Source organism: Gemmatimonadota bacterium, from assembly GCA_009692115.1.
Lineage (GTDB): Bacteria > Gemmatimonadota > Gemmatimonadetes > Gemmatimonadales > GWC2-71-9 > SHZU01.
The window spans coordinates 1-19,048 of sequence record SHZU01000001.1; the positions used below are offsets into that span (position 1 = coordinate 1).

The 19,048-nt window shown below is 65.2% G+C and carries 21 protein-coding genes and 2 tRNA genes; 10 read left to right on the forward strand and 13 right to left on the reverse strand.

Features of this window, described 5'->3' with window-relative positions:
* Positions 1-803: fatty acid desaturase (locus EXR94_00005; GenBank protein MSR01121.1), on the reverse strand; the 803-nt coding region annotated here is incomplete at its 3' end.
* Positions 804-1,002: 199 nt separating this feature from the next.
* On the opposite strand from EXR94_00005, the gene EXR94_00010 reads away from it, so the two are divergent.
* On the forward strand, positions 1,003-3,174 hold the full coding sequence (locus EXR94_00010; GenBank protein MSR01122.1) for a hypothetical protein: 2,172 nt from the start codon (positions 1,003-1,005) through the stop codon (positions 3,172-3,174).
* On the opposite strand, the gene EXR94_00015 is transcribed toward EXR94_00010, so the two are convergent.
* On the reverse strand, positions 3,156-3,512 hold the full coding sequence (locus tag EXR94_00015; protein MSR01123.1) for an SDR family oxidoreductase: 357 nt from the start codon (positions 3,510-3,512) through the stop codon (positions 3,156-3,158). The two genes, EXR94_00010 and EXR94_00015, sit on opposite strands and share 19 nt — an antisense overlap.
* On the opposite strand from EXR94_00015, the gene EXR94_00020 reads away from it, so the two are divergent.
* Together EXR94_00020 and EXR94_00025 are read left to right on the forward strand one after the other, a co-directional pair.
* On the forward strand, positions 3,373-3,630 hold the full coding sequence (locus tag EXR94_00020; GenBank protein MSR01124.1) for a hypothetical protein: 258 nt from the start codon (positions 3,373-3,375) through the stop codon (positions 3,628-3,630). The two genes, EXR94_00015 and EXR94_00020, sit on opposite strands and share 140 nt — an antisense overlap.
* 42 nt (positions 3,631-3,672) lie before the next feature.
* Positions 3,673-6,000 carry a hypothetical protein gene (locus EXR94_00025; GenBank protein MSR01125.1) on the forward strand — a complete coding sequence of 776 codons (2,328 nt, stop codon included), beginning with the start codon at positions 3,673-3,675 and terminating at the stop codon, positions 5,998-6,000.
* A 571-nt stretch (positions 6,001-6,571) separates the two neighbouring features.
* Here the strand turns inward: EXR94_00025 and EXR94_00030 are convergent.
* The 3 genes from EXR94_00030 to EXR94_00040 are packed head-to-tail and all read right to left on the reverse strand — an operon-like array spanning position 6,572 to position 8,861.
* Positions 6,572-7,429: a sulfite exporter TauE/SafE family protein gene (locus EXR94_00030; protein MSR01126.1), complete on the reverse strand. Its 858-nt coding sequence runs from the start codon at positions 7,427-7,429 to the stop codon at positions 6,572-6,574.
* Positions 7,339-8,598: a class C beta-lactamase-related serine hydrolase gene (locus tag EXR94_00035; GenBank protein ID MSR01127.1), complete on the reverse strand. Its 1,260-nt coding sequence runs from the start codon at positions 8,596-8,598 to the stop codon at positions 7,339-7,341. Before EXR94_00035 ends, EXR94_00030 begins: the two co-directional genes overlap by 91 nt.
* A gap of 5 nt (positions 8,599-8,603) precedes the next feature.
* Positions 8,604-8,861 (reverse strand): hypothetical protein, encoded by a 258-nt coding sequence (locus EXR94_00040; protein ID MSR01128.1) that lies wholly within the window; start codon positions 8,859-8,861, stop codon positions 8,604-8,606.
* A gap of 141 nt (positions 8,862-9,002) precedes the next feature.
* Between EXR94_00040 and EXR94_00045 the strand changes: the two genes are divergently transcribed.
* From EXR94_00045 to EXR94_00065, 5 genes are all read left to right on the forward strand, one after another.
* Positions 9,003-9,323, forward strand: a complete 321-nt coding sequence (locus EXR94_00045; protein MSR01129.1) for a hypothetical protein — start codon at positions 9,003-9,005, stop codon at positions 9,321-9,323.
* Positions 9,324-9,401: 78 nt separating this feature from the next.
* A complete protein-coding gene (locus EXR94_00050; GenBank protein ID MSR01130.1) occupies positions 9,402-10,079 on the forward strand; it encodes a zinc ribbon domain-containing protein in 678 nt (225 codons plus the stop codon).
* Complete coding sequence (locus tag EXR94_00055) at positions 10,076-12,109, forward strand: heme lyase CcmF/NrfE family subunit (GenBank protein ID MSR01131.1); 2,034 nt, start codon at positions 10,076-10,078, stop codon at positions 12,107-12,109. Before EXR94_00050 ends, EXR94_00055 begins: the two co-directional genes overlap by 4 nt.
* Complete coding sequence (locus tag EXR94_00060; GenBank protein ID MSR01132.1) at positions 12,106-12,681, forward strand: hypothetical protein; 576 nt, start codon at positions 12,106-12,108, stop codon at positions 12,679-12,681. Before EXR94_00055 ends, EXR94_00060 begins: the two co-directional genes overlap by 4 nt.
* Complete coding sequence (locus tag EXR94_00065; GenBank protein MSR01133.1) at positions 12,678-13,043, forward strand: zinc ribbon domain-containing protein; 366 nt, start codon at positions 12,678-12,680, stop codon at positions 13,041-13,043. The genes EXR94_00060 and EXR94_00065 overlap by 4 nt, the downstream gene beginning before the upstream one ends.
* Here EXR94_00065 and EXR94_00070 read toward each other — a convergent pair.
* Entirely contained in the window at positions 13,040-13,297 is a 258-nt protein-coding gene (locus EXR94_00070) for a hypothetical protein (protein ID MSR01134.1), read from the reverse strand. The two genes, EXR94_00065 and EXR94_00070, sit on opposite strands and share 4 nt — an antisense overlap.
* Before the next feature lie 179 nt (positions 13,298-13,476).
* Here EXR94_00070 and EXR94_00075 point away from each other — a divergent pair, with 179 nt between their 5' ends.
* Positions 13,477-13,989 carry a hypothetical protein gene (locus tag EXR94_00075; GenBank protein MSR01135.1) on the forward strand — a complete coding sequence of 171 codons (513 nt, stop codon included), beginning with the start codon at positions 13,477-13,479 and terminating at the stop codon, positions 13,987-13,989.
* Between the two features lie 90 nt (positions 13,990-14,079).
* Here the strand turns inward: EXR94_00075 and EXR94_00080 are convergent.
* From EXR94_00080 to EXR94_00105, 6 genes are all read right to left on the reverse strand, one after another.
* Positions 14,080-14,151 (reverse strand) — tRNA-Thr (locus EXR94_00080).
* Between the two features lie 37 nt (positions 14,152-14,188).
* Positions 14,189-14,270: transfer RNA gene (locus tag EXR94_00085), tRNA-Leu, on the reverse strand.
* A 49-nt stretch (positions 14,271-14,319) separates the two neighbouring features.
* Positions 14,320-16,008, reverse strand: a complete 1,689-nt coding sequence (locus EXR94_00090; GenBank protein MSR01136.1) for a TonB-dependent receptor — start codon at positions 16,006-16,008, stop codon at positions 14,320-14,322.
* A gap of 5 nt (positions 16,009-16,013) precedes the next feature.
* Positions 16,014-16,538, reverse strand: a complete 525-nt coding sequence (locus tag EXR94_00095; GenBank protein ID MSR01137.1) for a hypothetical protein — start codon at positions 16,536-16,538, stop codon at positions 16,014-16,016.
* Entirely contained in the window at positions 16,535-16,954 is a 420-nt protein-coding gene (locus EXR94_00100) for a hypothetical protein (GenBank protein MSR01138.1), read from the reverse strand. Before EXR94_00100 ends, EXR94_00095 begins: the two co-directional genes overlap by 4 nt.
* Positions 16,955-17,116: 162 nt before the next feature.
* Positions 17,117-17,791, reverse strand: coding sequence for a hypothetical protein (locus EXR94_00105; GenBank protein ID MSR01139.1), 675 nt, complete (start codon positions 17,789-17,791; stop codon positions 17,117-17,119).
* Between the two features lie 68 nt (positions 17,792-17,859).
* Here EXR94_00105 and EXR94_00110 point away from each other — a divergent pair, with 68 nt between their 5' ends.
* Complete coding sequence (locus EXR94_00110; protein ID MSR01140.1) at positions 17,860-18,681, forward strand: SURF1 family protein; 822 nt, start codon at positions 17,860-17,862, stop codon at positions 18,679-18,681.
* Here the strand turns inward: EXR94_00110 and EXR94_00115 are convergent.
* Positions 18,641-19,045 carry a hypothetical protein gene (locus EXR94_00115; protein ID MSR01141.1) on the reverse strand — a complete coding sequence of 135 codons (405 nt, stop codon included), beginning with the start codon at positions 19,043-19,045 and terminating at the stop codon, positions 18,641-18,643. The two genes, EXR94_00110 and EXR94_00115, sit on opposite strands and share 41 nt — an antisense overlap.
* Positions 19,046-19,048: the final 3 nt, after the last annotated feature.

Genomic DNA, 19,048 nt, shown 5'->3' on the forward strand with positions numbered 1-19,048 from the left:
TGGAGACCGATGTTGCCGGTAAACCATTGCAACACGGGATTCAGCTTGAAGTACGAGCTGCCGCGAATCGCGGCCGTCGCGTAGTCCCATTCCCGATGCTCATGCCAATAGGTATCCTCGAACTGATGCTGGGCGTAGAACAGCCCGATCCCCGCAGAGGCGGCGATGAACATGGCCGGGAAGTAGATCGCGAAGAACGGACCGAAACCGATCCACACCGAACAGGCGCCGCCGATGACCAGAATCGCGAGATTCGTCGACCAAACGCTGAACCGCTGGAGCTGGTTGAGCGGAACCCCCTTGATCAGCCGTCGCTGGCTCAACATCAAGTAGATCGGCCCGAGCCCAAGCAGCACCAGCGGATGGCGCACAAAGCGGTAGCGCCGTCGTCGTTCGGGGGTGAGTTCGGCATACTCGCATACCGTCATGGTCTCGATGTCGCCGTGTCCGCGTCGATCGAGGTCACCCGCGGAGGCATGGTGCAACGCATGGTCCTTCCGCCACTGGGCAAAGGGCGTCAGCGTCAGGACACCGGTGATCCAGCCGACAATTTCATTGGCCCGCCGCGACTTGAAGAACGACCCGTGGCCGCAGTCGTGCATGATGATGAAGGTCCGCACCAACAACCCGCCCGCGGGAACCGCCAGCAACAAGGTCACGAGATACGAACCGGCGAGAGACCGGTGCATCAGCCAGAGCAACCCGGCCAAGGGCAGCAGCGTCGTGAGCAACTGGACGACGGCGCGACGGGTCTCCGGTTGCTGGTACCGCGCGACGACAGCGCCCCACGTAGTTCTCTCCATCAGAGCCGACCTCCCTTACAAAGAGCCTGCCCCTCGGCGGTGAGTCCATCAATGAGGTCCTTCGGGGATAGGGTCGGACGGTTCCCCGACCGGCGTCAAAGCTACTGCCTCCAGGCGGCCGCCACCAACTCGGCCCGGCTCGGCGCGATGCCCCCACCACCCCGGGTCCGCGAAGCCGTATATGGTGTATCTTGTTCCGGTGCTTCGACTGCTCCTCCTCGGCTTGACCGTTCCCCTCTCCGCTCAGGAGCACCGGTCCCCCGAACTGGCCGTCGTCCGCATCGCCCCAGGCACCGCCGTGCGGCTCGACGGCCAACTCACCGAACCGTTCTGGCAGGCCGTCCCGGCCGCCACGGATTTCCGCCAGCGCGAGCCCGCGGTCGGCCAACCGGCCACCGAGGCCACCGAGGTCCGGGTCGTGATCGACGGTGCCACGGTCTACATCGGCATCCTGGCCCGGGACTCCCGGCCCGAGCAAGTGATCGCCCGAATCCTTCAGCGGGACCAAGTCGTCCGGGTTAGTGATTTCGAACCCGGGCTCCACTACCAGGGCGACGATGTGGTCGCGATTCTCCTCGATCCGATGCACGATCGCCGTTCGGCATACGTGTTCGCGACCAACGCCAATGGCGCCGAGTTCGACGCCCTGGTCAGCAACGACGGCCAAGCCACGAACGCCGACTGGCGGGGCGTCTGGCAAGTCGCCGCGAGCCGAACGGCCGAAGGCTGGAGTGCCGAATTCGCGATTCCCCTTCGATCGATCCGGTATCCCTCCGACAGCGCGGCCATTTGGGGATTCAACGTCGTTCGCTATCAGGCCCGGAGCAACGAGGAATCACTCTGGACCTCGTGGGGACGCGACCCTGAAGGCTTTCATCGGGTGAGCAACGGCGGGCACCTCGCCGGGATCGGTGCGCTGCCCCGCCCCGGCACCAACCTCGACGTCAAACCGTACCTCCTCGGCGGAACCAGCCGCGAAGTCGACGGCGACCTGGTCACGAACAGCGGCCGGATCGAAGCCGGCCTCGACCTCAAGACCGAGATCGCGCCCGGAATGCTTCTCGATCTCACCGCCAACACCGATTTTGCCCAGGCCGAGGTCGATGATGAAAAGGTCAACCTGACTCGGTTCAACCTCTTTTTTCCGGAGAAGCGGGACTTCTTTCTCGAGAACGCCGGGATCTTCGAGTTCGGATTCAGGAGTTCATTCGAGCCGCCGCCGTTCCTGATGTTTTTTTCCCGCCGGATCGGAGTGGCCAACGACGGCCCCGTGCCGTTGCTGGGCGGGCTCCGCCTCACCGGCCGCGCCGGGCGCCAGTCGATCGGCGTCTTGAATGTCGTGACCGACCCCGCGTTCGGGGTCCCCCGTCAAAACCATGCTGTGGTCCGGGTCAAGCGCGACTTCAGCACCGGCGGATACCTTGGCGCGATGGCCACCGACCAACGCTCAGGCGATGACTGGAACACCGCGGGCGGCGTCGACTTCCTGATGCGGCCAAGCCCCTCGTTCACCGTGCAGGGCTACGCGGCCATCACGACCGCGCAAGCGGCCCGGGCCGGGTACTCGGGCCGGATCGACGCCCAGTATCAGACCGACCGGTTCGGAGCCGAGTTGGCCCATCTCTTCGTCGACGGGAACGCCCGGGCCGACCTCGGATTCGTCACCCGGACCGATATCCAACGGAGCGACGCGAATGTCCGGGTCACGACCCGCCCCAAGCTGCTCGGTCTCCGCCGTCTCGATCTCTTGATGTACGGACAACTCATCACCAATGGCGCCGGCACGGTCCAAGACTGGATGGTGTCCCCGAACCTCTCCGCCGACTGGAACTCGGGCGATCGCCTTTTTGCCTGGTATACCGGTGGTTCCACCCGGCTGGATGAGGGTTTCGCGCTCTCCGACAGTGTGCCGGTTCCCGCGGGGCAGTACGACACGTGGTCATTCAATTGGTTCGCGAGCACCAGCCAGCGACGGCCGATCGTGCTTCGAACCAACCTCACGCTGCAAGGGATGTATGGCGGGACGATCCACTCCCTTGGGGGCGAACTGTCGGCCGCGCCATCGCCCAACCTCGCGCTTGCCTTCAACGTCAATCGGAGCCTCGTCGATTTGCCCGGCGGAAGCTTCACGGCCGATCTGGCCACCATGAGGCTTACGGTGGCCCTCTCGACCAAACTAGTTGCCAACACCCTGCTCCAATACAACGCGTTCGAACGGGATCTGGGCGCGAACTTCCGGGTCGGCTACACCTTTCGCACGGGGAGCGACCTGTTCCTGGTGTTCAACGAGCGGCGCGGCGACGGCACCCGACTCTGGGCTCCGCGGGAGCGGGCCGGTCTGGTCAAACTGACCTATCTGTCGCGGTGGTAGCGCACGATGGGTAGCTGCAACCGAATCATCAGACTCCCATCACTCGCCCGATCAGCGCAAGCGACGGCCCGGCCAGCCAGCCGCCATCCACCTCGACCGCGCTGCCGGTGGTATAGCCGGCGGCGTCCGAGCGGGGCGATCGTCTTCACGATCCCGAGCTTGGCCTCCGCACCCGCCTGCTGATTGATCGGCGTGTCGATGGTGCCGGGGCAGACACAGTTCACCAGGATGCGACGGGGCCCGAGTTCGACGGCCGTCGATCCCAGCGATGCGGCGACCTTCACCCCTGAAAGGCTGAGCGCCGGCCCCGTCCGGACCGTCGCGGGGTTCGAGGACATCTCGAAGCTCCCCGCCCTGATCGCCGGACTGAGAAAGCGCGGGTGGACGGAGCGCGAACCCGACTTGGTTCTGGGCGAAAACTGGCTTCGGGTCTGGGGCCGGGTGTGGGGCGGTTGAGATCCGGGCGCGCGACCGGCAAACAGCACTAGTTTACAGGCCATGCTCCTCGCCGTCGTCACCGCGCTCCAGACCGGCCAAGTTCGCCCTGCGCCGCACGTCACACCCCCGCGGATCGAAGCCGAAGTGCGAATCGACGGCATCCTCGGCGAACCCGTCTGGGCCCGCGCGGCGCGGCTTACCGATTTCTCCCAGTTCAGCCCCTCCGACGGTCGGCCCGCCGAAGACCCGACCGAGGTGCTGGTCTGGTACTCCTCCACCGCGATCCACTTCGCCGCCCGCGCCACGGCGCCGCCGGGCAGCGTTCGGGCCCACCTGACCGACCGCGACAAGGGGATCCAGAGCGACGACTACATCGAGATCTACCTCGGCACCTTCAACGACGGCCGTCAGGCGTTTGTCTTTGCGGTCAATCCGCTCGGTGTTCAGGCCGACGGCTCGATCATGGAAGGGTCGACCCGCCGGTCGGCCTACGGCGAGGGCGCTGACCGGGGCGGCCGCGAACACCCCAACCTGACCCCCGATTTCACTTTCGAGTCGAAGGGGCGGCTCACCGAAACCGGCTACGAGGTGGAAGTCCGGATCCCCTTCAAGAGCCTCCGCTACCAAGCGGGTGAGCGGCAGGACTGGTCGCTTCAGATCGTCCGGCGGGTCGCCGCCACGGGACGCGAAGACACCTGGGCCCCGGCCCAGCGGGCCGCGACCTCGTTCGTGGGCCAAAGCGGCATCATGGTCGGACTCGAAGGACTCCGTCGCGGCCGGGTGCTCGAGGTCACCCCCATCGCCACCAGCACCGTGAGCGGCGCACCGCGCCTCGGCGGCTGGGCGTACGGCGGAGGCCGGCCCGAACTCGGCGGCAACCTCAAATGGGGCCTCTCCGCCAACCTCACCTTCAACGGCACGGCCCATCCGGATTTTTCCCAGGTTGAGTCCGACGCCGGCCAGTTGGTGACCGATCCCCGGCGCGCCATCTTCTTTGCCGAGAAACGGCCGTTCTTCCTCGACGGGTTCGAGTACTTCACCACGCCGAGTCAGGTGATCTATACCCGGCGGATCGCCGCGCCGATCGGGGCCGCCAAGATCACCGGCCGAGTCTCCGGAATGAGCTTTGGGTTTCTCTCCGCGATCGACGACCGGGCCACCTCGGCCACCGGACGGAGCCATCCGGTCAACAACCTGCTCCGGCTTCAGCGCACCATCGGGAGCCGGTCACGGTTAGGCATGGCCTACACCGACCGGGTCGACGGCCGTGACTACAACCGGGTCGGCGAGATCGACGGGCGGCTGGCGTTGAGCCCGCTCACTAGCTTCTCGTTCTTCGGCGCGGTCAGCCGCGACCGGAACGCAACCGGCACCCGGACTGCCCCGATCGGATACGCCGAGTTCCGCCACACCGGGCGGCGGTTCGGGCTTCAGGCCACCCTCAACGCGGTGTCGGACCAGTTCGTGGCCGGGAGCGGGTTCATCAGCGAGCCGGATATGGTCCAGGTCTCGATCGGCCCGTCGGTCACCTTCTATGGCCGGCGCGGCGCCCTGGTCGAACGGATCAGCACCTCGCTCTACGCCGATCTGATCTGGGCCTATCCCGATTTCCGGAGCGGCCAGGCCTCGCGCGACCGGCGGGTGATGCAGCGTCTCAACCTGACCCTCCGGGGCGGCTGGGACATCGGGTTGACCGGATACCGATTCAATTATGGCTACGACCGCCGGCTGTTCCGGGACTACGCCATCCAAGTGCCCGCCGGCGCGGGACGCGACACCGTACCCTATCCCGCCGCTCAGCGCCTCCCGTCGCTCGCCGGAGGGCTCACGATCAGCACCCCGGAACTCGCCGGGTTCCTGCTCGACGTCTACGTCGCCTTCGGCAAGGATATCAACTACGCCGAGTGGTCTGCGGCCGACATCGCCGTCGGCCGTTTGGGGCTCGCCTACCGGCCGACCCCGAAACTCCGGGCCGAGTCGACGCTGCCGTTGCAGATCTTTCATCGGGCATCGGACGGGTCGTTCGTGTCGCGGAAACTCCTCCCGCGGCTCAAGGTCGAATATCAGCTGTCGCGGGCGGTGTTCCTCCGGGTGGTGGGCGAGTACCAGGCCTTCCAGCGCGACAGCCTCCGTGACGATACCCGGACCAACGCCCCGATCCTGATCCGAGACCCGGGCACCGGGCGGTATCGCCGGGACCTCGCCCTCCCGGTCGACCAGAACGCCTTCCGGCTCGACCTGTTGTTCTCCTATCAGCCAACGCCGGGCACGGTGTTCTTCGCGGGTTATGGAAGCAGTATGGCCGAGGAGGAGGCGTTCCGGTTCCGGGGCCTCAGCCGGTCGCGAGACAATTTCTTCCTCAAGTGGAGTTATCTGCTTCGGCTCTAGCGGGTCGGCTGGCGGCCCGGAAAACCACACGGTACCATATCCCGGATGAAACCCTCCGAATACACCGCCTTGGATGGCCTCGCGCTCACGCGGGCGGCGCTCGGGGTTCCACTCGAGGCGCCCAAACCCCTGGTACCGTGAAATCTGAGCGCCCGGCCCCCGGGCGGAGCGGACGGACGCGTTCTCCAAACTGCTCCGATTCGCGCACCGCCCCGAGTTCGCCGACGACCGCACCCTCGCCGAACAGGAGTTTGGGTCGGATCGCCTGGAGCGAATGGCCCCCACCTGGCCGACGAAATCGGCGCCGATCAGCAGCTGCTCGGCGCCTTTCTTACTTGGCTCGGCTTCGACTTTGCGCTGATCGAGGGGCCCGACCTCACGCTGGCGCACCGATCCAACCACACTCGCCCGCGTCGCGGCGGAGTGCGGCTACTTCGACCAATCGCATTTGATCCGGGACTTTCGGGATTTCGCGGGGGCGGCGCCGGCCGGTTTCCTGGCGAGCGCGCCGGAGTTCACCGCGTTCTTTACCGCTGGCCCCCCGCCGAGCGGACGGTAGGCCCCGCCGACTTCACCCGGCTCGGGCCAAGAGCCAGAGAAACGAGCCGAATCCGATGGCCACGACGGCCCGCCGAACCCACTCTTGACCGACCCGTTGAGCCAGTCGCGACCCGACGTATCCGCCGACCAGACTCGAGGCCGCCATCACCAACGCCAGCGGCCAGACCACGGCGCCTTTGGCGGCAAACAACAGCGCCGCCACCAGATTAGCCGACAACGCGCCCCAGACCTTGAGGGCGTTCATCTTGTGAATGTCGGTCAATCCGAAGAGGCCGAGCACGCCTAACGTCAGGATGCCGATGCCGGCGCCGAAGTACCCGCCGTAGATCCCGACAAGGAACTGGACCACCAGGAACGCCGGGGGAGGTTTTGGGGCCACCTCGCCGAGCGGCTGGTGGCCGCGGAGCCACCGAACGAGCGGCCCGTTCGAAACGAACAGGACGGTAGCGCCGAGCACCAGGAACGGCACGATCCGTTCGAACCGGTCGTTGCCGGTGGTGAGCAAGAGCCAGGCGCCGAGAATTCCGCCCAGAATGCCGGTCACGCCGATACTCGCCACCCAGCCGCCCACGCCGGCAAACTGGCGCCGGTAGCCCCAGAGGCTGCCGAACGCGCCGGGCCAGAGCGCCATGGTGTTGGTGGTGTTGGCCGTGAGCGGGGCGATGCCGAGCGCCACGAGGATCGGAAAGGTGACTAGGGTCCCGCCGCCGGCGATCGAGTTGATCGCGCCACCGACCAGTGCCGCGAGCGCGGCCAGCAGGAGTGATCCAACTGGCATCAGGGCGTCACGCCGCGCGCGGCCTCGACGACCCCGCCCAGAAACGCCCGGGACTCGGCCCACCGCGGAGCGGCGTCCGGCTCGGGCCATGCGCTCCAGATCACGACGACCATCCGTTCGGCCGGGTTGAGATAGAGGATCTGCCCGAAGATCCCTTCCCCCTCGAACGCGCCGTCGTGGTTCGGGAGCGCGGCTGGACCCTTCGGGTACGACCACCAGAAATAGCCATAGCCCAGCGGATAGTCAGGATACAACTTGCCGTACCCGTTCGCGGGAGAGTCGGCTCGAGGGTGGCTCGCCTCGGCGACCCATCCGGCCGGCAGCACCTGCCGGCCCCCGGCCGTACCGCCGCCCAAGATGAACTGCCCAAACCGGCCATAGTCGCGAAGTGTCGCGTTGACGCCGCCCCCCGCGAACTCCTGACCCCCGTCGGACTCGAGGCGCCAATACCCGTCGCTCTCCATCCCGAACGGCTTCCAGATTCTTTCGGACAGGTAGTCCGACAGAGTCTTGCCCGTGGCCGCTTGGACCACCATCCCAGCCAGTTGGGTCTCGCCGGTATTGTAGTTGTAGATCGTTCCCGCCGGACCGGCTCGGGGCAACGCTTTCATGACGTTGAGGATGCAGCCCGCCAGCCGGTCCGTGAGACACTGCGTGATCTTGGCGATGTCAGCACTCCGGTCGGTATAGGCCTCATTGTATTTGACGCCCGAGGCCATCTGCAGGGCCTGCCGAATCGTGACCCCGTCATATGCCGATCCCGTGAGCGCCGGCAGGTACTTGGTGAGCGGGTCTTCGATGCTCTTGATCGATCCGTCCTGAACCGCCGCCCCCACCAGGGTCGAAACAAACGACTTCCCGACTGAGAAGGAAATCCACTTGGTGGCAGCGTCGTTCCCCTGCCGGTATCGCTCATCGAGGATCTTGCCGTCCTTGAGGATCAGCAATCCAGTGACGTGATTGCGAACCATGAAACTGTCGATGCCCAAGGCCCGGCTCCCAATCTGATACCGGATCGCCGGGAGCGGCGAGGCCGACTTCGGCAGCGGGAAGACCGTGGCACCCCGCGCGAATGCTCGAACCGGCGAGGCCTGGTCCATGTGTCGATACCGGGGCACCTGCTGGTCGGGCCGCAGAAACAGAATATTCTCGGCCAAGCCAAGCGAGTCGATCGTGGCAACCGGTTTGGAGGCCGAGTCGGCGCAGCCGATCAGGACCGCGACCGCCAGAACGAGCGTCGTCCTGGAGTGAATTGTCATCTGGATTATCCTCTCATTCGGCGAACCTGAGTATTGGGCGACCAGGTCGTTCGAGTCCAACGATCGTCGGATCCCCGAACCGCGACCGTGATCGATCCGCTGCCCCAGCTCACCAGTTTGCCCTCGATATCACCGGCCGCCAGCAAGAACCGGTCTCCCGGGTGAAGGCTCGAGAGCGGGCCGGCCGGATCGATTTCGATCTGGAGGCCAAGGGTCAGCTGACCCGGAGGGGCATAATCGCCCGCGAGATGATAAGTCGACATGCCGCACGAGATGGAGAAAACGGGTGACCCGGACACCGGACCATAAGCTAATCGCGGAGGAGCAGTTTTCCTCGCACCGTGATTTGTTCCGCTCGGTAGATTGAGCCACCGCTGGTCGAAGTGTCCGGCTATGCCACCTTCGTGATCGCGTTGATCCTCGGGCGGGTCTCCGATATCTATGCGGCCGCGTTCCTGACCCTGGCCATCGGGATCGGGATCGGGATCGGGATCGGGATCGGGCTCTCCATTACCGCGGTGGCCCTTGAGGAGATGGGGTTCCGCCGCTATCCCAAGCGGAAGGACCTCTATCGGTTGATCGGCCTGGCGGTCATCGAGAACTTCGGATACCGCCAGCTGACGACCTATTGGCGGCTTCGCGGGATGGTCAACCTGCTCCAGAAGAAACACAGTTGGGGCACCATGGAACGCCGCGGCTTTGGGCCGCCCCAGCCGCCTCCCTGACCCGGCTAGCCTCACGGTCCTTTCACGTAGCCTCGGTAGATTTAGGGATTACCTTTCCGGCCTGATGGAGATCCTTCGGTGACTCAGACGTTCCGCTACTGCCCGTCCTGCGGGGCTCCGCTCCAGGGGCGGTTCTGCAGCGCGTGCGGCACGGCCGCTGACGCCCCCCATTCGGCCCGGCCCGCGGGTGGCCGGAATACCGTCCCCTACGTGTTGGGCGCGGCGTTGGTCGTTGCGTTGCTGGGCTCGGTGTTCTGGTCCAATCGGGACCAAACGCCCCCCCCGCCCTTGCCAGTCCAGGCCACCGGTGGACCGGAGGCCGGAACCCCTCCCGACCTTAGCGCCATGACCACCCGGGAGCGGTTCGACCGGCTCTTTGAGCGGATCATGCGGGCTAGCGAAGGCGGCGATTCGGCCACCGTCAGGACCTTCTCCCCGATGGCGTTCGCCGCCTACGGGATGCTCGAGGCCGTCGACGCCGATGCCCGGTTTCACGCCGCCATGCTTCGAATTGCCACCGGGGACGCTGCCGGGGCCGCCGCCTTGGCCGATACCATTGGCAGCCAGCAGCCCGGCCACTTGTTCGCCCCCTTGATTCGGGGCTCGGTGGCCCGGCTCCGGCGGGACCCCGCCGCCGCCGCCGCCGCGCACCGGGAATTTCTGGCGGCCTACCCGGCCCAGATCGCCCTCACCCGCCCCGAGTACACGGGCCACCAGAACCTGCTCGACAACTTTCTCAAAGAAGCCAAACCATGACACTCCTGGGCCAATTTGCGCTCTGGATGGCATTCCTGCTCTCGATCTACGTGGCAGCCTTCGCCTTCATTCCCAGTTGGCGCCAACGTCCCGACGCCGGGGTCGTCGTCGAACGGTCGAGCTACGCGATCGCGATCGTCCTCTGGGTAGCGGCGGTGTCGCTCTGGAAGGCCCTCTTCGCGCACGACTTCAATGTCGAGTACGTCGCGTCGTACACCTCGCGAAACTTGCCCGACTACTACGTCTTTGCCGCGCTGTGGGCGGGCCAGAAGGGATCGCTGCTGTTTTGGGCCTTGGTCTTGGCGAGTTTCGGAGCGATTGCGCAGGCCGTCACCAGTCGCCGGTACGCCGTGCTCCTGCCGACCGTCGGAGGCGTCACCAGCACAGTCGTCCTGTTCTTCCTGGCCGTGATGCTGCTGTCGGGGAGCGCCAACCCGTTCGAACGGCTCGCCTTCACGCCGGCCGACGGCAACGGACTCAATCCTCAGCTCCAAAATCCCGGGATGGTCATCCACCCGCCGCTCCTCTACCTCGGCTACATCAGCATCACCATTCCGTTTGCCTTCGCGATCGCCGCGCTGGTGACCGGCCGAGTCGATACTGGATGGATCCACGCAATCCGGCGCTGGACCCTGCTTTCCTGGCTCTTCCTGTCGGCCGGGATCACCTTGGGAATGTGGTGGGCCTACGTCGAGCTCGGATGGGGCGGCTACTGGGCCTGGGATCCGGTCGAGAACGCCAGCTTCCTGCCCTGGCTCACCATGAGCGCGTTTCTCCATTCGGTCATGATCCAGGAAAAACGGGGCATGTTGAAGCGGTGGAACCTGGGCCTGGTCATCGGGTCGTTCCTCCTGAGTATCTTCGGCACCTTCATTACCCGCTCCGGCGTGATCGCGAGCGTCCACAGCTTCACCCAATCCAACATCGGCGCGTTCTTCGTCGGATTTCTGGTCCTGACGGCGTTCGCCAGCTTCTCGCTGCTCTATTTGCGGTGGCCGTCCCTCAAGCCCGAGAGTCAGCTCGACTCCTTGGCCAGTCGGGAAGCCGCTTTTCTGTTCAACAACCTGCTGTTGGTCGGAATCGCCTTCAGCGTCCTCTGGGGCACCCTCTTCCCGATCCTCTCCGAAGCGGTCCGGGGCACCAAGATCACCGTCGGCCCGCCGTTCTTCAATCAAGTGAATATCCCGTTAGGTCTCGGCCTCCTGGCCCTGACCGGGATCGGTCCGCTGATTGCCTGGCGCCAGACGTCCACCTCCAACCTCCGTCGCCAGTTCATTTTCCCGGTGTCCACCGGGATCGTCGTCACCGTCGTGCTCTTGGCCCTCGGGGTCAGAGACCCCTACGCGATGATGACCTTCGGTCTGGCAGGTTTCGTGTTCGGAACCGTCACCCAGGAGTTCTATCGCGGCGTCCGCGCCCGCCAGCGGATGCACGGCGAACATCCGGTGCTCGCGTTGGGACGTCTGATTACCAGGAATCGCCGTCGCTATGGCGGTTACTTGGTCCACATCGCAATGGTGGTCTATTTCGTGGCGTTCGCCGGGATGGCGTTTACCCGGACTCGCGAGGCCACCCTGAGCGTCGGCGACACGGCCACGATCGGGAGCCCGTTCGGATACGAGTACGCCCTCAAGTTCCTCGGGATTTCCCAGTACGCCGCGTTTAACCGCCAGGTCTCGGTGGCATCGATGGAAGTGACCCGAAACGGGAAGAAGCTCGGGATCATGACCTCGGAGAAACGGCAGCACGTCGACAGTTTCGGCAAGCCGACCTTTCAGCCCTCCACCGAAGTCGGGATCCGGAGCGATCTCCGCGAAGACCTCTACGTCGTGTACGCCGGTTCGGTCGACGGGACCGAACGAAGCACGTTCCGGATTACGGTCAATCCGTTGGTCTGGTGGGTCTGGGCCGGCGGCGTGTTTCTGATCATTGGAGGACTCATTACGATGTGGCCCTCGACCTGGAATGCCAATCTCCCGCCAATCCGGGAGCGGACCCCAGCGGCCCCTGAACCGGCGGCCGTCGGATGAACCGGCGCACCCTGTTGGCCGCCCTCGTGGCCCCAGTCGCCCTTCAGCGGCTCGTGGCTCAGACCCAGGCCCCGAAGACCGGGGCCGCCGACCCTCTCCGCGACCCCGCGTCGGTCGGCCAATTGCGGGCCGAGGCCAACCCGCTCGACAACAATGAAACCGTCAAGGATATCGAGCGGCGGCTCAAGTGCACCTGCGGATGCAACCTCGACATCTTCACCTGCCGGACCACCGACTTCACCTGCACCTACTCGCCCGAGCTTCACAAAGAGGTCATCGCCCTCTATCAGGCCGGCCAGAACGCCGATGAGATTGTGGCCGCGTTCGTCGCCAAACACGGCGAGCAAGTTCTGCTCGCCCCACCCGCCCGCGGATTCAACATCCTGGGCTATATCCTCCCGACGGTGGCCGTGGTGCTGGCCGCCGGCACCCTTGGCTTCGTGTTGGTGCGCCGACATCGGCTCCGCCTCGAGGCCCAAGCCGCCGCGCCGATCCGATCGGCCTCGAGTTCTGGTCTGACGGCGGAACAACAGGCCAATCTCGACCAGGCGTTGAACGAGCTCGACGCATGATTCTCGAACTGATAACCGCCATGCTCCTTGGTGCCTTGGTGCTGTGGATGGCCCTCGGTGCGCTCGGAACCCAGACTACAGACGATGGTCTCGAAGAGGCCGATCCCCTCGAGGAGACGCCGCGCGGACGGGCCCTGCTCGCCATCAAAGAACTCGAGTTTGACCGGGCCACCGGCAAGGTATCCGACGAAGACTACCAGAGCATTCGCGGCCGCCTGGCCTTTGAGGCCACCGAGGTACTGGGTCGATCCGCGGCGGTCAGCGCCCCGGCGGTGACGACATTGAGAGGGTGCCCGCAGTGCGGTCCGCGCCCCGAGGCCGGGGCCCGCTTCTGTTCAGCCTGCGGCTTCCCAGCCGCCTAAGAAAACCGCGACCGAACCCGGGCCAGAATCTGGGCCAGCCGCTCCCCCGAGACCATGGCCCGGCCCGAGGGGACGAAATACAGGATTACGGAGACGACCGCCACCACCAGCACGTAATACGCGGTCACACTCGAGAACCGGCGCTCCGCCGGGTAGGTGACCCGGTCGATGACCCGGCGAGCCACACCCTGCCCGCCCCCGCTCGGGACCGCCCCGGGGTTCGTTTGCAGCCTGGGGATATCAATGCTGGTCATGAGGTCTTGGGTGTGAGAAATGGCGCGGAGGCCCGGAAAGTTCCCGGTAGGGCCCCTCCCAAACTACGCCAGGGACTACGCCTCGAGAAGCGGATCGGATTGCCGCCCCTCGCCGGCTCCTCAACGGTCGGCCCGCTTTGGCCGTACTGTTAATCTCGCACCTCAACCCAAGGCACCCCATGAACTACGCGCTCCCGGCCCTCGCGGCCATCAGCCTACTGGCCGGACCCCTCGGGGCCCAAAAGCCGGATTTCTCGGGCACCTGGAAGATCAATACCGAAAAGAGCGACCCGATGCTTGTCCCTTCCGGGGGCGGGGGGGGCGGCGGGCAGCGCCCCGGGGGCATGGCCGGCATCCGTCCGAGCGAGATGTTCATCACCCATTCCGACAGCAAAATGGTCTTCGAGCAGAAGATGGGCGAGCGGACCGTATTGCTGACCTACTACCTCGACGGCCGGGAGAGCAAGAACCCCGGCATGCGGGGCGCCGAGATGACGACCAAATCCACTTGGGTTGAAAACACCATCGTGACAGACGGCGAAAATACCTTCACCACCCCGATGGGCGACATGACCATCAAGAGCCATGAAGTCCGGAGCATGAGCGACGACAGCAAGACCATGACCATCGTCTCGACTGCCACCACGCCCCGCGGCGAAATGACCCGGAAGACGGTTTACGACAAGGCGTAGGGCCGCCTCGCCACCCCGCGACCCGAGCTGCCCAGGTCGCGGAACTCAGTGCCCGTGGAGTAACGCAAAGCCAGTGCGAAGTTTGGAGAGAGCCAGCGGTCGGGATTGAACCGACGACCGCTCGATTACGAATCGAGTGCTCTACCACTGAGCTACGCTGGCAACAACCGGTGAGAAACCATCCTGCAGAACTTCAAAATGCCCTGACTCGGACTCGAACCGAGATGCCTTTCGGCACTACCCCCTCAAGATAGCGTGTCTACCAGTTTCACCACCAGGGCGCGGAACCCATTATAGGCGGTAACCCAACCGAGGTCAAATCCCTTCCCGTCATTGACTTACCGGTAGCCCACGGCCACCGAACCGGCCACCGCGATACGGCACGATCTCGTTCGTCACATTGGTCCGATAGAATGCCACGTCGTAGCTGACATCGCTCACGGCACTTTCCGCCCCAAACGTGACCAGGTGCTTGGTGCCGACCTCGTAGGTCGTCGACCGGATTGGTTCGAGCAGCGGGTTGATCGCCAACACAGTGTCCTGCCCGAAGGTGCCCGCCGGATCAGTCTCGTTGCCCGCCGGGGCCTCCACCCCGCCGCCGACGTTGGCGTACATCGAATGCGTTGGGCTCAACCGGTAGTTGACCCCCAACTTCGGCGTCACGCGGGCAAACACCTTTTCATCGCTGAGCTTCGGATTGAGGAAACTCTCGGAGTAGTAGGTGATCGCGTCGCGCCGGGCCCCAACCGACACGCCGACCTTCCGGCTCACATCCAGCTCGGCCTGAAGGAAGAAGCCCAAATTATTGGCCCCTTCTCGCTTGTTGTCTCGAAGAGTGCCGCCCCGATTGCCCTCGGGAGTGAGTGAGTAGAAGAGGATCGTACCGTCATGGTAGGCCTCGTCCAGTCCGCCCAGGAACCGCGCCCGGGTCGTCCCTCCCAGATCGACTGAGTTGGCGTAGACCACGTTCCCGCCGACGTGAACCCGCGTGAAGTCCCGAAAGGTGCCGCGCTCCGATCGCTGGAGAAATTTCGGGTTGATGTAGAGCAGACTCGAAAGCACGCCACCATGGGGAAAGCGGTGGTCGATGGCCGCACCCAATCGGCCAAGCCGGTTGTGCCGCCGTTCGCGTCGCGCCAGGTACGTCGCATTGGCCTCGGCCGGATTCTCGTCGACCTCCTCGCCGGTGAGCGGCCCCGGGATCTCGAAACTGTTGTCGGCCGCCATCAGGAACAATCCCAGGTGGGTCGCCGGGCCGACCGGACTCACCATCGTGGTGTTGATCAGCCAACGACGGGTCCCGGAGTTCGCCCGCCATCCTCCGAAGACGGTACGGGTCACCGTGACCGCAAGGCGAGAATCCCCCAGCAAGAGGCCGGCTCGTCCAGCGTATCGCTCGAGCCCGAACCCGCCCCGCCCGACCTCCATTTCGCCGAACGCCTTTGAAAAATCAGGCACGGTCGAAAGGCTGACGACACCCCCGGCCGCGTTGCCCCAAAGGCTGCCGGCATTCGATCGAATGACGTCGATCCGCTGGGTCGCCGCCAAGTCGACGCCATCGAAGGAGGTCCGTCCGTCCGGCTCGGTTTCGGGGAATCCGTCTACCAAGACCCTGATGCCGCGAGAGGTTCCCGCGTTCGAGCGATCACCCGCGCCGCGGGCGCCGAACCCCCGGATCACCAACCGAATGTCGCCGGTCCCGGACCGAGACTGCGCCAGCACCCCGGGGATCATCCTCAAGGCATCATCCAGGCCAACGCCCCGCCCGCCGAGCCATGCGGACTGACCGACCGTGGTCGTCGCCATCGGTATGGAAAAGGTGCTGAGGCCCCGCCGTTCCGCGGTAACGGTCACGGTGGGAAGTACCGGGACACTATCCCGTCCGGTCGAATCCGCCTGGCCGGCCGCCCCCACCACCGGAACCAGCGTCGCCCCGGCAACCAAGGCAATCAGAACGGTGGGGGCGGAAAGCGGCGACCGGGGTGGCCGAATTCCAAACATCGGGCACGGGAACATCACCGTCGCTACCGTCCCAGACGCTTCGATACCCCAACGGATAAGTCGGTCATCCGTTGGCCCGAGAAGGGGTCCAGCCCGCGGATCCGGACCTCTCCCCGAAATCCGTAGTTCCCCGTCACGGCAACCCGCACGCCAGCAGCCGCGTGGACCGTTCCGGGAGATGCACCAGGGCCCGTGAGATACTCCGAGAACCCCGCACCGACCCCGACATACGGGCGAACGGCGCCGCGGCCCGGCTGGAGCTGGAAGCTGATCTCGGGTAGCAGGTACTTGATGGTTTGCCCGAACCGGGTCCGATATCGGAAGAACCCGATGCCCGGTTCGATAATGAACAACCGGCCCGTCGGGACGTCGACCCGGACGGCCGCGGCCACCGCGGTGCCTCTGCCCGAGAGGTCATAGCTCGACGGGCCGGCCAAAAAACTGACCGCCGGAGAGGGCCGTTCCCTGAATTGCGCAGCGGCTGGGACACCGCGGGCCAACAGCCCCGCGAGGATCACGACGACGACGCCTCCGGAGCCTGGCTTCATTGGCGGGACAGCGTCAGGCTGAAGGTTCCCACCCGGTCCGGAGCCGAGAACGCGATGAAGGCTCGAAGCTCCGGTGGGTCTGCCGTGAAGGCCAGTCCGTCGAGGTAGCTGCTCCCCGTCAGCCTGACCACGCCGTTGTTCACGGTGTAGGTTCCCGTCAAATCATCGTCCACGGCGGTGACCTGCACGCCAGGAACGATCGGGATCGTGACTCGCCCGCTGGCCGTCAAGTCGGCGTTGAGCCGAAGGTTGACCGTTGCGCCCCGGGACAACAGCTCGTTGGTGGTCCCGTTCACTACGATGACGAACGCTTTAGCCTGATATTGACCGGCAATGTCGGCGGGGCCCAACACCGGATCGCCACATCCGACGATCAGGGTGGCCAGTGCCAGGTGCCAAATCCAGAATTGCCTCACATCCGCCCCCTAGGAAAAAACCGAGAGCCGCCCCGGTCAGGGCGGCATCGTGGATCACGAAACAACTCGAAAGAAAGAGGGTACAACGGTAGGACGGAAGCCCGGTCTTGTCGGAGACGCGTGGTTGTGATAGAAACTCCCGCCCTACCCCCGCCCCCTATCTCACCGGCCCGATTGGAACGTGAGTGCCACGCTCACCATAGCCAACCGATCGTGCAGCGGGGGCAACAGATTGCCGTTACTTCCCCTGGTTTGGGATCGGTGCTTGAGGAGGTCCACGCTGGGCGTGATGAACAGCGACCGACTCAGCTTGATCTCGTAGCCCGCCCCGGCGGCCCAGCCGAAGCCATCTTCGTGGAGATCGGAATTCGAGGATTCGAGAACCTCACCCGACCGCGTCAATCCGGCGCCGCCCTTCAGGAAGAACCCGGCCTTCTTCACCGGATAGAACTGGCCGATCAACGTCAACCCGCCCAGATAACTCGTGACGTTCTCCTGAATGCTCCCGTCATATCGGCGATCGCCCCACCCAGCCAATTCGACCCCCAGTCGGAGATTCGGATTGACGGTGCCCCCCATCCGAAGCGAGAACGAGGGCTTGGTGAGCCCGCTGGTATACTCGGTTTCAGGCTCGAACCGGCTCGACTCGGTGCCCGCGCCCAGACCAAGACTGATCCAAAACCCGTGGCGGTCACTGGCCGGCGTGATGTCGGTCAAACCTCGGCGACGCTGCCCAGCCGCCTGGTCCGTCACCGTCAGGGCGAGAAGCAAAGTGAGCGACAAAAACGCAACCCTGTGACCCATGGCTGTTTCCTGGTTAGATGTCCACGACAGCATGTCTGACTTGAACGGAACCCCTTAGAGCAAGCAGTGGGCCGTATTCGTCCCCACCAAGTTATGTTGTTATGCGCGAAGAGCTTATCCACGATCAGGCGGGCGGGCGGGCCTCGCCGGTTCAACTCACGCTGTCCACCTTTACAGACACTCGATCCATGCCCTTTGGACGCCAGCTCCTCTTCGCCCTGACCGTGTTGGTGGCCTTAGCGTGCGCCGGCCTGGGTAGCTGGCAGCTCGGTCGGCTCTTCGAACGGCGGGAACGAAACCGCTTGGCGGTCGAACAGAGCCGGTTGGCCAAGGCCGACCTGACGACCCAATCCCTCGAGGGCCCGATCGGATTCCGGCGAGTCCGACTCGCCGGGCAATTCGATCCCGACCGCCCGTTCATCATTCGTGGCCGCCTGTTCCAGGGGACCCCGGGCATTCAGATCATCACGCCGCTGCGGTTGCCGAACCGGGACACCGTAGTGCTGGTGAACCGGGGATTCGTCCCGAGCCCCGACGCCATCTCGACCTTCGGCCCCGGGCGCTACGCCGAGCCGGTCGACGCGGATTTTGAAGGGATCGCGGTCGCGATCCCGGACGACGGGGACGGACAGCCGCTCGTGGGGCCGGACGGGGAGACCTGGCGCCGACTGGACCGGACCGCGATGGCTTCGCGGCTTCCCTACCCGATCGCGCCGTACTACGTGATCCGGACCGCCGACTCGACCACGGCAGAGCACACGATCCGCGGGCGCTCGCTTCCGGTCCGGCTCGACCCGCCGCCCCTCGACGACGGCCCTCACCTGTCCTATGCGGTGCAGTGGTTCCTGATTGCCGGGTCGGCACTCGGATTCGGGCTGGTGTTCATTCGCCGTCGGCCGACGGTGTCCGACGTGCCGCCCTGACCCCGGCCCGCTCGAAGGGGAAAATCTGGACCAACTCGGGGCGGGTGATGAACTCCGGGCAAATCGTCCGATCGTATTCATAGGGGCCGCCGGTCTCCGCGTCGATCCACGGAAAACCCCGGCACACCGAGGGATAGTACGGCCGGGTATGTATCGAACAGCCCTGGCCGTTGAAGAACACGCAACGACCGTTCTTGACCCGGGTTCGCCACTCGCCCCACCGAGTACGATAGACCTTCCCATCTCCGAATTCAGCGATAATCGCGGCAGCTTCGTCGTCGGAACAGGTGCTGCCGTATGCACAGCACGCGGCATCATGAGGACAGGGAAAGCACGGCAGCTTCGGCAACTCGGGACGGGCCATAGG

Bases quoted from the DNA above. Each gene is read 5' to 3' on its own strand.
- EXR94_00020 (MSR01124.1), top strand. From the start codon at position 3,373: ATGGTGCCGGGGCAGACACAGTTCACCAGGATGCGACGGGGCCCGAGT.
- EXR94_00015 (MSR01123.1), bottom strand. From the start codon at position 3,512: ATGTCCTCGAACCCCGCGACGGTCCGGACGGGGCCGGCGCTCAGCCTT.
- EXR94_00025 (MSR01125.1), top strand. From the start codon at position 3,673: ATGCTCCTCGCCGTCGTCACCGCGCTCCAGACCGGCCAAGTTCGCCCT.
- EXR94_00030 (MSR01126.1), bottom strand. From the start codon at position 7,429: ATGGCCCGAGCCGGACGCCGCTCCGCGGTGGGCCGAGTCCCGGGCGTT.
- EXR94_00035 (MSR01127.1), bottom strand. From the start codon at position 8,598: ATGACAATTCACTCCAGGACGACGCTCGTTCTGGCGGTCGCGGTCCTG.
- EXR94_00040 (MSR01128.1), bottom strand. From the start codon at position 8,861: ATGTCGACTTATCATCTCGCGGGCGATTATGCCCCTCCGGGTCAGCTG.
- EXR94_00055 (MSR01131.1), top strand. From the start codon at position 10,076: ATGACACTCCTGGGCCAATTTGCGCTCTGGATGGCATTCCTGCTCTCG.
- EXR94_00060 (MSR01132.1), top strand. From the start codon at position 12,106: ATGAACCGGCGCACCCTGTTGGCCGCCCTCGTGGCCCCAGTCGCCCTT.
- EXR94_00065 (MSR01133.1), top strand. From the start codon at position 12,678: ATGATTCTCGAACTGATAACCGCCATGCTCCTTGGTGCCTTGGTGCTG.
- EXR94_00070 (MSR01134.1), bottom strand. From the start codon at position 13,297: ATGACCAGCATTGATATCCCCAGGCTGCAAACGAACCCCGGGGCGGTC.
- EXR94_00075 (MSR01135.1), top strand. From the start codon at position 13,477: ATGAACTACGCGCTCCCGGCCCTCGCGGCCATCAGCCTACTGGCCGGA.
- EXR94_00095 (MSR01137.1), bottom strand. From the start codon at position 16,538: ATGAAGCCAGGCTCCGGAGGCGTCGTCGTCGTGATCCTCGCGGGGCTG.
- EXR94_00105 (MSR01139.1), bottom strand. From the start codon at position 17,791: ATGCTGTCGTGGACATCTAACCAGGAAACAGCCATGGGTCACAGGGTT.
- EXR94_00110 (MSR01140.1), top strand. From the start codon at position 17,860: ATGCGCGAAGAGCTTATCCACGATCAGGCGGGCGGGCGGGCCTCGCCG.
- EXR94_00115 (MSR01141.1), bottom strand. From the start codon at position 19,045: ATGGCCCGTCCCGAGTTGCCGAAGCTGCCGTGCTTTCCCTGTCCTCAT.